Annotated in this window: 14 protein-coding genes; 4 read left to right on the forward strand and 10 right to left on the reverse strand. The window is 61.1% G+C overall.

The genetic code is table 11. The features are described 5' to 3' along the window. Nucleotides 1-63: 63 nt before the first annotated feature. Nucleotides 64-798 (reverse strand): SDR family oxidoreductase, encoded by a 735-nt coding sequence (locus HB634_RS14510; RefSeq protein ID WP_213949050.1) that lies wholly within the window; start codon nucleotides 796-798, stop codon nucleotides 64-66. Between the two features lie 154 nt (nucleotides 799-952). Here HB634_RS14510 and HB634_RS14515 point away from each other — a divergent pair, with 154 nt between their 5' ends. Continuing rightward, a complete protein-coding gene (locus tag HB634_RS14515) occupies nucleotides 953-1,327 on the forward strand; it encodes a TonB C-terminal domain-containing protein (RefSeq protein WP_213949051.1) in 375 nt (124 codons plus the stop codon). A gap of 10 nt (nucleotides 1,328-1,337) precedes the next feature. Here the strand turns inward: HB634_RS14515 and HB634_RS14520 are convergent, their stop codons facing one another. From HB634_RS14520 to HB634_RS14530, 3 genes are read right to left on the reverse strand one after another with little or no spacing between them, the layout of a single operon-like run. Then, complete coding sequence (locus tag HB634_RS14520; protein WP_213949052.1) at nucleotides 1,338-2,324, reverse strand: acyl-CoA desaturase; 987 nt, start codon at nucleotides 2,322-2,324, stop codon at nucleotides 1,338-1,340. A gap of 48 nt (nucleotides 2,325-2,372) precedes the next feature. After that, complete coding sequence (locus HB634_RS14525) at nucleotides 2,373-2,852, reverse strand: hypothetical protein (RefSeq protein ID WP_213949053.1); 480 nt, start codon at nucleotides 2,850-2,852, stop codon at nucleotides 2,373-2,375. Beyond that, nucleotides 2,845-3,423 (reverse strand): DUF4166 domain-containing protein, encoded by a 579-nt coding sequence (locus HB634_RS14530; RefSeq protein ID WP_213949054.1) that lies wholly within the window; start codon nucleotides 3,421-3,423, stop codon nucleotides 2,845-2,847. The genes HB634_RS14525 and HB634_RS14530 overlap by 8 nt, the downstream gene beginning before the upstream one ends. Nucleotides 3,424-3,505: 82 nt before the next feature. On the opposite strand from HB634_RS14530, the gene HB634_RS14535 reads away from it, so the two are divergent. Both HB634_RS14535 and ubiG read left to right on the forward strand, forming a co-directional pair. Further along, on the forward strand, nucleotides 3,506-3,829 hold the full coding sequence (locus HB634_RS14535) for a metalloregulator ArsR/SmtB family transcription factor (protein ID WP_213949055.1): 324 nt from the start codon (nucleotides 3,506-3,508) through the stop codon (nucleotides 3,827-3,829). Nucleotides 3,830-3,843: 14 nt separating this feature from the next. Further along, nucleotides 3,844-4,632, forward strand: a complete 789-nt coding sequence (gene ubiG / locus HB634_RS14540) for a bifunctional 2-polyprenyl-6-hydroxyphenol methylase/3-demethylubiquinol 3-O-methyltransferase UbiG (RefSeq protein ID WP_213949056.1) — start codon at nucleotides 3,844-3,846, stop codon at nucleotides 4,630-4,632. Between the two features lie 40 nt (nucleotides 4,633-4,672). Here the strand turns inward: ubiG and HB634_RS14545 are convergent, their stop codons facing one another. Together HB634_RS14545 and HB634_RS14550 are read right to left on the reverse strand one after the other, a co-directional pair. After that, nucleotides 4,673-5,353, reverse strand: coding sequence for a type 1 glutamine amidotransferase domain-containing protein (locus HB634_RS14545; protein WP_213949057.1), 681 nt, complete (start codon nucleotides 5,351-5,353; stop codon nucleotides 4,673-4,675). A 78-nt stretch (nucleotides 5,354-5,431) separates the two neighbouring features. Continuing rightward, on the reverse strand, nucleotides 5,432-6,040 hold the full coding sequence (locus HB634_RS14550; protein ID WP_213949058.1) for a TetR/AcrR family transcriptional regulator: 609 nt from the start codon (nucleotides 6,038-6,040) through the stop codon (nucleotides 5,432-5,434). 288 nt (nucleotides 6,041-6,328) lie between these two features. On the opposite strand from HB634_RS14550, the gene HB634_RS14555 reads away from it, so the two are divergent. Next, the gene (locus HB634_RS14555; protein WP_255548624.1) at nucleotides 6,329-7,216 is read left to right on the forward strand and encodes an alpha/beta hydrolase; all 888 of its coding nucleotides are present in this window, start codon (nucleotides 6,329-6,331) and stop codon (nucleotides 7,214-7,216) included. Nucleotides 7,217-7,273: 57 nt separating this feature from the next. Here HB634_RS14555 and HB634_RS14560 read toward each other — a convergent pair whose 3' ends face one another. The 4 genes from HB634_RS14560 to HB634_RS14575 all read right to left on the reverse strand — a co-directional run bounded on the left by HB634_RS14560 (nucleotide 7,274) and on the right by HB634_RS14575 (nucleotide 14,512). After that, nucleotides 7,274-8,107: a hypothetical protein gene (locus tag HB634_RS14560; protein WP_213949060.1), complete on the reverse strand. Its 834-nt coding sequence runs from the start codon at nucleotides 8,105-8,107 to the stop codon at nucleotides 7,274-7,276. Nucleotides 8,108-8,330: 223 nt separating this feature from the next. Beyond that, nucleotides 8,331-11,390 (reverse strand): TonB-dependent receptor, encoded by a 3,060-nt coding sequence (locus HB634_RS14565; RefSeq protein WP_255548596.1) that lies wholly within the window; start codon nucleotides 11,388-11,390, stop codon nucleotides 8,331-8,333. Nucleotides 11,391-12,510: 1,120 nt separating this feature from the next. After that, nucleotides 12,511-13,575: a PA0069 family radical SAM protein gene (locus HB634_RS14570; protein ID WP_063572966.1), complete on the reverse strand. Its 1,065-nt coding sequence runs from the start codon at nucleotides 13,573-13,575 to the stop codon at nucleotides 12,511-12,513. A 142-nt stretch (nucleotides 13,576-13,717) separates the two neighbouring features. Beyond that, on the reverse strand, nucleotides 13,718-14,512 hold the full coding sequence (locus tag HB634_RS14575; RefSeq protein ID WP_197478390.1) for an alpha/beta fold hydrolase: 795 nt from the start codon (nucleotides 14,510-14,512) through the stop codon (nucleotides 13,718-13,720). Between the last annotated feature and the right edge of the window lie 26 nt (nucleotides 14,513-14,538).

Consider the following 14,538-nt stretch of genomic DNA (forward strand, 5'->3'; position numbering starts at 1 on the left):
ATTCCTGAAAAACCGTTGGATGGATAGCTGGCCGTGCACCTCGCACGGCCAGCCGGAATAGCCTTACCAGGGAAGCGTCTTGCCGAGATAGGTGAAACTTCCCGTGGGGCCTTCCGCACCGATCAGTGCCATGCCGACGCTGCTCTTCGCGCCGGTCGGCACGTCGATCTCGCCGTGTCCACCGTTCATGTCGGTCTGCACGTAGCCCGGATGAATGGCGTTGACCTTGATCGGCGTGTCACGCAGTTCATAGGCCAGATGCACGGTCCACGAGTTGATCGCGCTTTTGGAAGCGTCGTAAGCCGGCAGCTTGAAGTTGTAGATCGGCGAATTCGGATCGACATGCAGGGTGATCGAGCCCAGCTGGCTCGACACGTTCACGATGCGCGCCGCCGGTGCTGCCTTCAGCAAGGGAAGGAAGGCCTGCGTCACTTCGACCACGGCGAACAGGTTGGTGTCGAAGGTTTCGCGCCAGGCGGCCAGCGTCTGTTCCGACGGCGTCTTGCCCATGTCGTCGACGAGGATGCCGGCGTTGTTCACCAGGATATCGAGTTTGCCGAAACGCGAGGTCACGTCGGCGACTGCCTTCGCGATGCTGTCGCCGCTGGTGACGTCGAGCACGACCGACTCGACGGGCAGACCCTCGGCCTTGAGCTTGTCCGCCGCTGCCTTGGCGCGACCGGCGTCACGGCCCGCGAGAAGCGTGGTCACACCGGCCTCGGCCAGCTGACGAGCCGTTTCCAGACCGATGCCGCGCGTGGCGCCTGTAACGAGAGCAACTTTCTGTGTAGCGTTCATGGCGTGTCCCTATCGAGAAATGGCGATACAGCCCGGAATGGCCGGGCGCTGGGTATCGACATAGGGATGCCTTAGCTGGAGATAAAGGGGGTGGTCGACTGGCAGCGCAACGCGATGGACGTTACGCTCGGCCAGAATCGGAGTCAAAGTCCAGATGAGTCAGACCTTGCTCGCCCTGCTTCTGCTCGCCAGCCCGGACACGGCGGTGGTGGATTGCGGTGCTGCTGCGCATAAGGCAGAGATCGCACAGACCATGCTGAGTGTGAGGCGAACCGTGCCTGTCGAAGCCACGGTGGGCGAGTTCCCCACAAAGGAAGGAACGCATGAATGCGTTCGGGTGACGTTTTCGCTGACCCCTTGGGGAACGATGTATCGGCTTCGTTTTGTCGAGACATCGGGCAACGCCCCCTTCGAACTGGCGGCGAGGCGTGCGATCGACAGGTACGAATTCGAAGGGTCCGTTCCCGGGATCTTCGAGACGAAGACCCTCGTCCTGAATGGCATCGACAACAAGAAGCCCGCGGATTGATAACCGGATATCAGCGCATGCCTGCGCTCGATGCACGCAGTGCAACCTGTCCGGGCGCGGCGACTGACTCGGCACCGGGGCGAACCGGTGTAATGCCGGCGCGCGGCGGAAGGTTCGAGGGAAGTTGGACGTTCCACGCCAGTCCGAAGTATTCCAGCACCTGGATGAAGCGGTAACCCAGATCGATCTGGCCCGGGTACAGCCCATGACGTGCCGAGCCGGGAAACGCATGATGGTTGTTGTGCCAGCTCTCGCCCATCGTCGGGATAGCGGCAAGGGGAACGTCGTGCGCCTGGATGCCGGCATGATCGACTGTCCAGCTCTGCGGTCCACGCGTGTGGGCAAAGTAAGAGATGAACCAGTGCATGGTGGTGCAGGCCGCGACCCGGACGAAGACGCCCCAAACCACCCACGGCCAGCCACCGAAGTAATACAACACCAGCGCTAGCGGGATCTGGTGGAACTTCCATGTCCGCTCGAGAAACCGGAGGAAGGGATCGTCGGCGATGCCCGGACCGGGATCGAATCCCGGCGGATTGTCCAGAACGAGACGGCAGTGAAGATTCCACCATCCGTCCTTGAGCAGGCCATGCCGGTGGGCCAGGAAATCATGGCACGCCGGCTGACGCTGCGCCCAGTCGCGCATGTCATGGGTGCGAATGGTCCAGAGCGGGCCGCCCATGCCCACAAGCGCTCCCATCCACGCCAGCAGGCGCTCCAGCCATTTCGGGCAGGCGAAGCTTCGGTGCACGAGACGGCGATGAAAACCTACCGAATGGCCGCTGCACAGGGTGACCGCTGAGAGAATCAGGAAAACCCCCAGGGCACTCCAGCTGACGTAGAAAGGCGCGAGCACGACCGCGGCAGTGAGCATGCTTCCGTTCCACAGCGAGCGGATCGGGTCCCAACGCACGTGGCCGTGTATGGGATTGACACCGGGAGCGAGGATAAGCGAGTTGACCTTGTAGGGATCGCGTTGGGCAATGTCTTCGATCATGGCGGCGTCCGTTCTTAGGTGGCAGGAAGGTCTTTCTGAAAGCAGCGTCTACACCACGAGGATTGTCACTACGGTGACCAACGGAACCATCGGCGCCAACATCAGCGCGAACGACAAGCCGACGAGGCGCAGGTACGCCAGAACGTGGCCCACCGTCGGTCGTATCGGGACTGTCGGTGCGAATCGAGCGCGTAGTTCGTCAATCGGAAGCGTGAACACATGGCTCGACGGCGGCAGTCCGTAGAGCGACGTGCCGTGACGACCGCGCAGGAAAGCGGCGAAGGTACGTCCGGGCAGAAAGATGGCTCCCAGGCCCACCAGCGGTAGACAGAACGCCGTCGCGCCAGCATGGGGAAAGCGTCCTGCGGCAAACTCCCAGGCGGCCATCTGCATTTCACCCGCAGGAGTGAGGGGGAAACCCGTGAGTGCGTGATGTAAGTCGTGCCGGGCAAGCGCGGCGCGGCGCCAGGCGAAGTTCGGCAAGCGTACGTGCAACAGGCCGTCGCCGAGATACCAGGTCTCATCCATGATGGCGGGGTTCCAGGACGCCGCTGTAGCGAATCACTTCACCAAGAACCGGCACCGCGAAGGCGACGTGGAATCGGTAGTGGCCATCTTCGATGCGCTTGTAGGCCGTCGAGCGAGGGATCATCCACAAGGGGATACGCATGCCGCGCAGGCTTGCGCGTATCACGCGCCAGTACCACCCGCCGTCGATCACGTCGACGGCCAACGCGAGCTCGAGCGTACCGGTCTTCTCGACCCAGTGACCCTCCGGCCAGTGGCCGACGGGAAGGAAGGTCGAGCGGAGATCGTGGGTGTCATCGAAGCACCGATCCCACGACAGCGTCTTCGCGTCGTGGCGGATCGTAACGGTCAGGCGGTGCTGGCCTGCGGTATCCGGCATGCCGAGCTTGCGCGCCATATGGCGTCCGAACGCCCTGGCCAAGGCGCCCTCGCCGAAGTGCAGATCCACGGTGCCGCTTAGTTCGCTGTCCTGTGCATGCAGGACCCGGAGCAGCGGATGGAGTTCGCCGAATCCGGCGCCAAACCAGTCCGCGACCGCATGGGTGCCCTTTGTTCCAACCGCTGTGCTCATGACCGCCCCCTGTTCATGGCGATGGAAAGACTCCGTCCTATGCGCTACCATACACACTAGTTAACTAAATAGCTAATTAGTTATGAAGATTGATGCGGCCTTCGAAGCCTTGGGCTCCACCACGCGACGGAAGATCCTTGCCTATCTGTCCGAGGCCACCCTGACGGCCGGAGAGATTGCCGACCGCTTCGACATGAGCAAGCCGGCGTTATCCAAGCACCTGAAGATTCTCGAGAACGCGGGCATGGTCCGCAGCGAGAAGAAAGGCCAGTTCGTTCATTACAGTCTGGCCGACGAGAACATGCTGGCAACCCTGCACAGCTTCCTGACCACCTTCTGTCCCGTGGGTGGACCTCTGAAGCGAGAGAGCGCGGCGATTGCCAGGAACAAGCGCAAGACCGACTGACACAAGGAAGGCTCATGCAGGAAATAGACAACGCGATCTATGACCGGGTCGCCACCACGTGGTGGGACCAGGACGGCTTCATGTCGTTATTGCGTACCTCGGTTAACCCACCGCGGTTCGCGTACTTTCGCGAGGCTTTGGTCTCGCGTCTTGGCCGGGACCCTCGAGGACTCCGTGTCCTCGACGTGGGTTGTGGCGGTGGCCTGCTGTCGGAAGAGTTCGCCGCCATGGGCTGCGACGTGACCGGCATCGATCAATCCCTGCCGACACTGGCCGCCGCTCTGCAGCATGCCGACGCATCGGGTTTACCCATCCGCTATCTCGAAGGCAGTGCCGAACAGCTGGCGTTTGAGTCGGGAACGTTCGACATCGTGTGCTGCTGCGATGTGCTCGAGCACGTGGACAACCCCGATGCCGTCATTGGCGAGATATCGCGCGTGTTGAAGCCCGGTGGGATTTTCTTCTTCGACACGATCAATCGCACGTTCAAGAGCAAGCTCGTCGCGATCAAGCTCGCGCAGGACTGGCGTCTGACCCGGCTCATTCCGCAGGATGTGCACGTGTGGGAGAAATTCATACGACCGAGTGAGCTCGTTGAGCTCCTCGATCGCCATGGCATGCCGGGGTCTGAGCTCGCCGGACTCTCGCCGGCGATGAATCCATTCACCGCCCTCGGTGCGCTGATCCGGAACAAGCTGGGAACGATGACGTTTGCGGAGCTGGGTGAGCGGGTCAAGCTCAAGCAGAGCAAGGACCTCTCCATTTCCTATATGGGCTTTGCCGTGCGCTCTGCCGCGGCGTAAACATCGGCGGGCCTTCACCCACGGTTGGCCCGCCATGCACTCATACCGAGAGCTGTTTCATCAGCACCGCTGCGGCTTCCGATGACGAGGCCGGGTTCTGGCCGGTGATCAGCAGGCCGTCGGTGACGACATACGAGCCCCAGTCCGGCCCCTTCGAGTAAATGCCACCCTTGGCCTTGAGTTCGTCCTCGACAAGGAAAGGCACGATCTCGGTGAGGCCCACGCCGGCTTCCTCCGTGTTGGTGAAGCCGGTGACCTGCTTGCCTTCGACCAGCGGCCTGCCGCTCGATGCCTTCACGTGGCGAAGCACGCCCGGCGCGTGACAGACCAGCGCGACCGGCTTGCCGGCTTCGATGAACGACTCGATCAGCGCGATGGAATGCTTGTCTTCGGCAAGATCCCACAGCGGGCCGTGACCACCCGGATAGAACACGGTGTCGAAGTCGGCCTGCGACACGCTGTCCAGCCGCACGGTATTGGCGAGCTGGGCGTTCGCCGCCGCGTCCGCTTCGAAACGACGGGTGACGTCGGTCTGAAAAGACGGCTCGTTGCTCTTCGGATCCAGCGGCGGTTGGCCGCCCTTGGGCGAGGCCAGAACGATCTCGGCGCCAGCGTCTTTGAACGTGTAATAGGGCGCGGCCAGCTCTTCGAGCCAGAAGCCCGTCTTACGACCGGTGTTGCCGAGTTCGTCGTGCGAGGTCAGAACGATGAGGACTTTCATGGTGGTTCTCCTGGGGGTGATTGTTGAAGTAGACCAGTCGTCTACAGTACAGGTAAAAAAATAAGCGCCGCTCGCCTGTCAGGGCGAAAGATTGAGGATCTGGCGCGTGGTCTTCATCGCCGTGTGGAAAGGCTCGGTGTTGCGAACGATCTTCACCATGACGCTCGCGCCGAGCCACAACTGGTACAGGCTTTGCGCGACATCTTCCGGCGCTTCGTCGACCACTAACGAGCCGTCGTCCAACCCGGCTTCGATCGCACCGGCAAGCTGCCCGATGATTCCCGAGGTGCCGCGCTTGAGCGACGCGCGCATGGCTTCGGACAGGTCCGCAACCTCCGCGCCGAGCTTCACGGCAAGACATTTGCCCTGGCAGTCCTGAAAGGATTGGTTGTTCTGCCAGGCCTGGAAGTAGTTCTCGAGCCGACGCGACATCGGGCCGCCGGCCTGGCGCAGCGTCCGGTCCATGTCGGCCAGGTAATCCTCGAAGTAGTCCTCCAGCAGCGCTTCGCCGAAGGCTTCTTTCGAACCGAAGTAGTGATAGAACGAGCCCTTCGGCACGCCGGCGGCGGTGAGAATCTCGTTGAGACCGACGGCAGAAAAGCCCTTGCCGCCCATGATCCGCTGGCCGGTGGCCAGGATCTTGTCGCGGACGTCGGACGATTCGGTGGGGGCGATAACGGGGCTCATGGGGTGAACTATAGACGCAATTAGACCGGTCGTCTACCGTAATCTCTCCCAGTCGCTGACGATGACGGAACGACCCTGGAACGGTCATTCACCAAGACAGCAATCTTCTGCAATTCTGGCCCCTCGCGTCGCTTCATAGTGCCTTTGTCATCCAACCTCCAGGGGAATTCCATGAGTGAGACCGAAGTTAACGCGCCACATGACGCCCCACGCCGCAAGTTCGTCACCTCGGCGGGCCTGACGGCCGGCGCCCTCGTCGCTGGCGGCGCATCTGTCGTCCAAGGCGCCATGGCCGCGCCTGCTCCTTCGAAGTCCGCTGCCGGAGCGCACCGGGCCGAGTCGTCGACCGTTGTCACCAAGGACGGCGTCGAGATCTTCTTTAAAGACTGGGGCCCGAAGGACGCACAGCCCATCGTGTTCCACCACGGCTGGCCGTTGTCGGCGGACGACTGGGACGCGCAGATGCTCTTTTTCGTCCAGCACGGCTATCGCGTCATCGCGCACGATCGGCGCGGACACGGCCGTTCGCAGCAGGTGAGCGATGGGCATGACATGGATCACTACGCTGCCGATGCATGGGCCGTCGTCGAGCACCTGAACCTTAAGAACGCCGTGCACATTGGCCACTCCACCGGTGGTGGCGAAGTCGCCCGCTACGTGGCCAATTACGGCCAACCGAACGGTCGCGTGGCCAAGGCCGTCCTGGTAAGCGCGGTGCCTCCGCTGATGCTGAAGACCGCGGCGAATCCGGGTGGCACACCGCTCGACGTGTTCGATGGATTCCGCAAAGCCCTGGCTGAAAATCGCGCTCAGTTTTACCTCGACGTTGCCTCCGGCCCCTTCTACGGCTTTAACCGGCCGGGTGCCAAGGTGTCCCAGGGCATTATCCAGAACTGGTGGCGTCAGGGCATGATCGGTGCCGCCAAGGCGCACTACGACGGCATCAAGGCTTTTTCCGAAACCGACCAGACGGAAGACCTCAAGAAGTTCACCGTCCCGACCTTCGTCATGCATGGCGATGACGACCAGGTGGTCCCTTACAAGGATGCCGGTGTGCTCTCAGCAAAGCTCATCAAGGGCGCGAAGCTGAAGATCTATCCGGGTTACCCGCACGGCATGCTGACCGTGCACGCCGATGAGCTTAACAACGACATTCTCGAGTTCATCAAGAGCTGACTTGCGGTGCAATTTCCGGTCGGGGCGCAACGCCCCGACCGGACGTCGGATGCCGTATCAGCCGCCCGGCCGGCAAACGAACTGGTGCTTGATCGCATCGTAAGCATCCAGATGGTTGTCGAAGATCCGCTCGCCCGCGACATAGCTCAGGCTACAGGCGAGCTTGCCGGTGCCGTTTGTCCGGATGCTTCGCTGGCGAACGAGGCCGTGGTCCGTATGCATAACGATGTCGTATTCCAGGGCCCGGTAGCCGTCCCAGGTGACTTCGACCGGCGGCGAGACGTCGAGCGTCATGTTCTTCAGGCTGGCAAACGCACGCTCACTCTTGACGACCACGTTTATCCCGGCTTCCAGCGTCACGGAGGATGAGTTTCCCTCCTTGATGGCGATCAGGTTCGCGGCGGATTGCTTGTTGACGGTCAAAACGGCCCTGCTCGTTACCATGTTCCCGGCTACCGCCCGTGACACAGGAAGCGCCGTCCAGCCTGCGGGCCACGTGAGGCTGGGTGCAGGCATGGGATCGTGGCTTGCTTCCCAGGCCAGCGTCATGACACTGGGAAGGGTCACGACCACGGTCAGCGTGACGATGCCGGCGATGCGATAGCGCGAGCCGACGAGAATGCTGATGAACGTCACGACGGCGGGTATGAGCAGGACCACGCCGGCGGCCGCGGCAAGTACGAGCGGCATGCGGGAAGGCGTCGGCAGCAATGTGGCGAACCGCCACCATGCAAGGAGCATCAGCGCCACGGTCGCCGCGATGTAGGCGAGCCACGGCATGTCTTTCCTGCCGCTGACCGTTGTCGGCGCGGTTGTCGGCGCGCCCAGCGGTGACGTTGGCGGAGGGTAAGGCGACGCCGGTGGCAGATCCGGTTGCGGCTCGTTCGTCATGTTTTCTTCCGGCATCACGGGCAGTCCAGCTGAAAGCCGTGCCGCGGCGGCTACGGGTCATCAGGGAAACAAAAAAAAGCCCTCGAAACCGAGGGCGATCTGGGTAGAGCTCTATTCGTCGCCTTTGGGGCGGTAAATCCGCCCCGGACTCTTGTTGTAGATAGGCGTGGGCCCGTTCCCATTCAAGCCGTAACTTGTCGTGAAACGGGCCGTGTGCGACCGATCAATAGTCGTACGTGACGCCGAAGCGGAAGTAGCGAGGCGTCTCGAACGCGATAGGCACGTTGTAGGTCGGCTCCGGCGCGTCCGTCGTACCGAGGTAAGGATCCGACTGGGTCTTCTTCTGCTCATTGAACAGATTGAAGACATCGATCGAGAGGCCGAGCTTGCCGTCGGCAAATGCCGGGCGATAGGCGAGCGAAGCCGAGACGACGTGCGTGATCGGATTGCGGCCCACGGCACCCGGCGGCGATGGCTCACCACCACACCAGTGGTAGGACTCAACGCCATAGCCAGCGTCGATCTGGTCGGGGCCGAAACCGCCGTAGCAATTACGCGGTGCACCGGACACGATGGCGATGTTGCCCGAGACTTGCCATTCCGGCGTAATCTCGTAGGCACCGTAGGCCTTCAGTGCGTGCGTATGGTCGTTCGCGAGCTTGCCGTTCGAATACACCATCAACGGGGCGTTATCCCACGCCTGCGTGACAGACGGGTCACTACGCGTACCTGCATCGGAATCGGTCTGGCCTTCGCTGTTGCCGTAAAGCTTCGAGTAGACGTAGCTGACGTTACCCCACCACTTGCCATCGCCCTTTTCGCGCTGCAGATGCAGCTCGAGCGCGTAGTAGTGACGCTTGAGCTGCGGGAAACCGAGCTCGTCGTTGGTGGCACGGACACTGTCGTAACCACCGGCCGCGTTCGGCGCCAGGAACGTGTTGGCACGACCCGGGTTGAACAGATAGCAACTGACGCCAGCCTGGCTCAGGTCAACGGCGGAACCGCTGGCGGTGAACAGCTGCTGCAAGCGTCCCGCCGGGTCGTCGCCCGTATCGCAATAGTCATCGATCGCGTTGCCTAGCTTGCGGTAGGTCGCCTTGGCGCCGTAGACCCAGTTCTCGCCCCATGTCTTGTCGAAGCCCGCGATGTACTCGTCCTGGTACTCGGACTTCAGGCCCTTCGCGCTAACGATGGTAGGGTCCTTCGGTTGGCCGTACTCGTTATTGGGCGAGTACGCCACACCTGGGCCGTTGACCGTATTGAGCGGCGTCAGACCGAGCGGATAGCCGTTGGACGGATCGATACCCGTGTACGAAAAGTACGTATTGGTCTGCGTGGAAGACGACGCACCGCGAAGCGCGGGAACCAGCGGCAGTGCGAGGAAGTAACGCCCCGCGTTGCCGTAGACCTTGAACGTGCTGTCGCCGAAGACATCCCAGGTACCACCCAGACGCGGCGCCCACTGCGGCTTGGTCTGGGTGATGTAGGCCGCGCCATTGCCGTTGTAGTTGGTGAACTGGTCGTTACGAATACCGAGTGACAGCTTGACGGTATCCGACACCTGCCACTGGTCCTGTACGTACTGCGCGCGCTGACGCACGCGCACCGAGGCGGCGGTCAACTGACGGTACTGGGAGACGTAGTACGGCGTACCGACCGGTGCGTCGACGGCGCCGCCGGCGATGGACCCACCGCTAGCGACCGTGTCGTAGCTCCACTCGTAGCCGGCGTTGTTGTAGACCTTCTCGCCGTCGTTCAGATCCCGACTATTCTGGTTGTCGATACCGACCGAGATCGTGTGGTCGCCGAGCACGTAGGAGAGGTCGACGCGGTAGTTCGACACCTTGCTCTCATGGGCCGGATCGGTGATGGTGGTCAGGTTCTGCGCATTGGTGATGCCTTGCGGGAAGCCTGGCGTCAGAGCCGGATCCTGATTTCTGGCACCGAGAATGGGAATCAGGTTCGGATCGGTGGTACCGGTCTGCGTGAACAGCTTCGTGTCCTGCTTACCGTACTGGGCGGTCAAGGTCAGGCTGTCCGTGATGTAGCTCGTGTACTTCGCGATCCACATCGTCTGCTTGGTGCTGGTCGCGGTATCCGGCGCGATGAAATCGCCATCCTGGCGAGTGTCGTTATCGAACGTGTACACCTGGCCGGTGTAGTCATGCTTTTCGCTGGCAGCGGTCAACTCAAGCAGATTGCTATCGTTGATATTCCAGTCGAACTTGGCGTAGATCTTCGGATCCTTGTAAGTCTGCACGTAGTTCTTGTTCTGGGAGGCGATCTGGACGTTATCGCCCTTGGTCTTCTCACCTTCCACCGCGATGAAGGCGAACAAGGTGTCCTTGATCAGCGGGCCACCTGCGTAGGCCGAGTAAATGGCGTCCCAGCTCTTGTTGAGGTTGCGATAGCGGTAGGTCTGTCCATCGAGAGACGAGCTACCCGGGTATTTGGCGTTGATCGGAGCGGCGTAAGAGAAGTCCGGGGTCCAGAGGATCTGACCGCCGAAATGGAATTCGTTGGTGCCGCGACGGCCGACGATACTGATCACGCCACCGTCCGAGCGACCGTACTGTGCACCGTAACCGCCGGTCAGGATTTCCTGCTGGTCGATGGCACCGTATGGCAGGGTCATGCCGCCGTAACCCGCGATGGGATCGGTGGTGTTCATGCCGTTGATGTAATACGCGTTCTCGGTCACCGAAGAGCCACCGAACGAGACCAGGGCTTTGCCCGTCGGGCTCAGGAAACCGGTGCCGGTTGCACCCTGCGACACGCCCGGAGCCAACAGGGCAATCGCTTCAGCCGAACGCGCCAGCGGCAACTGCTTGAGCTGGGACTGGGTGATCACGGTGCGCGAGTCGAACGAGGAAACGTCGATCGGCGGCAGCGCGTTGCCGACAACGGTCACGCCCTCGAGGTTAGCGGCATTCTGTGCGCTGGCAGCGGCAGCAGCAAATGACACATCGGTACCGGCGTTAACGCGCAGCTCGACGTTGTCACGCGAATCGACGGTGGTGCCGCCCTTGACCAGGCTGACTTTGTAAGTGCCCAGCGGCAGGTTTGCGAAGCTGTAACGACCGGCTGCATTGACCGTGGTGGTACGAGTCACGCCCGAGCCGCTGGAAATCTGAACGGTGTCGCCGGCTTCGGCTGAACCGAACAGGCTACCCGTGGTGGCCTGGGCGAAAGCGTTGCCGGTGAGACCCATGCCCACCGCGAGCGCGAGGGCCAAAGACGAACGACGCAGGACCGATGCCTGCCCGATAGTGCGAACAATCATTCCGTGTCTCCCCTGATCGACCCTGGAAGGGCCAAAAAAAGCAAGAAAGTCCGGCCAATGGCCAGGACTAAGCGACTTCACGTTTACCCTTGGTCCGGGAGGCCAACAGCGACCGACTCCTCCGAAGCCGATCGCTAGCCCCGCCGTGTACTCGTCAACTCACGACAAGTACAAACCCGAACCTGCCGAACTAACGAAACGTTCAGTTCGGTGCGGTCGGAGTTCGAACATAGGCGTGACGTTAGCTAAGTGTCAACACGTTGTTGCGTTTTTGAAGTGACGTCGTCTTCACAATTCACCGCAAGGAATTTCGAATAGACCGCGCGACGCGATCATTGCTGTCTCAGATGGACTCTTGCCTTCACCTGCTTTCCGCCATTGGTAGCATTTGCAACTACGTCGAAGAACAGGTTGCGTTTGCGCTGCGCCAGGCCGGATCGAAACAGCATTGGCGAGGTCTGCCGAATATGAGCATCTGCGAAGCAGACGCATGTCAGCCCGAACGACGAGTAGCGTCTGTTCTCTGGTGGCACGGCCCGCCTTAGGCGTCGCTATCTGTACCGACTCAGTGCAACTAAGGCCTTCTGAATATCTTCAAATTTGCTATGTCGCCAATGATGCTTCGCAAAGGGGATGGTCGATGAGCGTCAAAGATTTCTTTTAGGTCTGCCACGTCGATCAAGCTATCCCCTGGCTCCTCTGGACCAATCCAATACCTGCTGTTATCGCCGTATGGTTCCAGCAGGATAAAGTCTCGCCCCAAGTAATTGAACTTGACGCGAACATCATCCGAAGATCCGAAATGACCTCGTAAATTTACATCGGCTACTAATGCAGATGACTTAAGAAGCTTTGCAGTATTTCTGCGCGATACATAGACATGATCGATTTCGAAGGCGAATAAAATTCGATCAGTACTGTAGATTGGATACGTTCTCATAGAGGCAAGGCGAATCTCAGCCGATTGATCTTTCGAGGCCTGCAAGGCCAAGGGAAGCCGCATCATCAAAGCGAGCTGAATAGTCCATCGACCATCGAGGCACCGGATCTTCCCAAGTCCAGAACCCATAAGGGTCTACGAAACTCATTGGGTTGCCATCAACATAGCCCGGTGCCTGGATCAGAACAACTCCCCCTGCGGTGACACAATCCTCGGCGGCACGAACCGCGACGCATCCAACACCGTATCCCACGCCCGATCCAACCCCGCCTTACGCGTCGCCACCTGCACCCGCTTCCGAATGATGTCCGCAAACACCCCCTGCCCGCGCATGCGCGTCGCAAAGTTCGAGTCGTAATCCTTCCCGCCATTCATCTGCTGAATCAGGCTGATGATGTGCGCAGCGCGATCCGGATAGTGCAGCTCCAGCCATTCGCGGAATAACTGCTTGAGCTCATGCGGCAGACGCACGCACGTGTAACCAATGGAGCGCGCGCCAGCGACGCCTGCTTGCTCGATGATCGCCTCTACATCTTTCTCGTTTAGCGCCGGAATAATCGGTGCAACCAAAACACCCACTGGCACGCCCGCGTTGCTCAACGTCTCCACCGCCTTCATCCGCCGATGCGGCGCACTGGCCCGCGGCTCGAGCTTCGACGCCAGCTTGTTGTCCAGCGCGTTGATCGACACGAATACATGGACGAGATTGCGCTCGGCCATCGGCACGAGTATGTCGAGGTCACGCTCGATGAGCGCATTCTTCGTGACGATGGTGCACGGATGGTTGCATTCGTTGAGCAGCGCCAGCGCCGCACGTGTCAGTCGCCACTTCTTTTCGATCGGCTGGTACGGATCCGTATTGCTGCCGATGTTGATCGGCTTGCAGACGTAGCTCCGCTTCGCCAGCTCGCCGCGCAGCACTTCCTCGAGGTTGGTCTTCGCGAAGAGCTTGGTCTCGAAGTCGAGACCCGCCGAGAGGTTGAGATATCCGTGGGACGGACGCGCGTAGCAGTACACGCATCCGTGCTCACATCCCCTGAATGGGTTCAGTGCCTGGTCGAACCCGACATCGGGAGAGTCATTTCGACTGATCACCGAGCGAGCGAGCTCCTCCCGAGTTTCTGTGTGCGGACGACGGCTGTCGTCCTCCCGATACCAGCCGTCGTCCTCCTGCACGGAGCGGGTCTTTTCGAACCGTCCTTCGGGGTTGGAAGCGGCGCCTCGCCCTTTGTGCAGGCGGACCATGGAAATTTCAGTCGACATTGTACAAATGTATAACCTCTCCGTCTCACCAGCAGCGATCCGCCCTGGAGAAGGAGGGAGCCGGCGATCGACACACGATGTGTCGTCCCAGGCGACGCGTGCTCAGGACGCAGGTCGACGCGCACTAGTCGGCTTTCGGCGACGCCAGCCTGGTGGAAAAGTCGCGGAACGCCTCGGTCACGGCTCGGGAATTCTCGATCCATGGAAAGTGACCTGCACCTGGCACGGCGCACGCAAGGACGTTCGGTGTGACGTACTTCGGCGCACTCCAGCCGCGTTGGCTGACGATACGATCATCGGTACCCCATAGACGAAGTACTGGAATGTCCGTGGGCCACCACTGCGCCTCGTAAGTATGGTCAAAGTTCGCGTCCGACCAATCGACCGCTTCCCGGTTGTAGGGCATACGGGCGAGCATCTCCCGGCCGGCATCGACGCCCGCCGGATTGAAATTCCACTCCGCGGATTCGACGACCAGTGTCGTAAGGTTCGCCGTGCTCTTGTCCCGCTCGTAGGCGGCAAGGGCCTCGGCGAACCGCGGCAGCGGATCGTCTTGCGTCATCTGGACGTACTCCGCATGCCACGCGTAGTCGGGTGCGGTGTCCAGCAGCACAAGGCCGCAGATGTGGTTGCGCACCGCCGGCGTCGCGAGCAGATACATCCCGCCGGTGGAGTGCCCGGCGAAGATGGCGTTCGGTACCGCTTCTGCCGCCTCGACCAGCACGTGCGGCCACAACCGGAACGGATCATCCGCCAGGTGTCCTGTGTTCGATCCATCGCCAGGAAGGTCGACCAACCAGATCGCGCCAGGCACCTCCATCGCATCAGCCAGCTCGTGCAGGCTTTCGGAGCCAATGCCCGGGCCGCCCGGCAGGAGCAGCCAGTTCAGTTCGCCCGGTCGAGCCGAGTGCAGGCGCATTCGGACGCCTGATGCTGTGTATCGTG

This window comes from Luteibacter sp. dw_328, assembly GCF_018449605.1.
Classification (GTDB): domain Bacteria; phylum Pseudomonadota; class Gammaproteobacteria; order Xanthomonadales; family Rhodanobacteraceae; genus Luteibacter.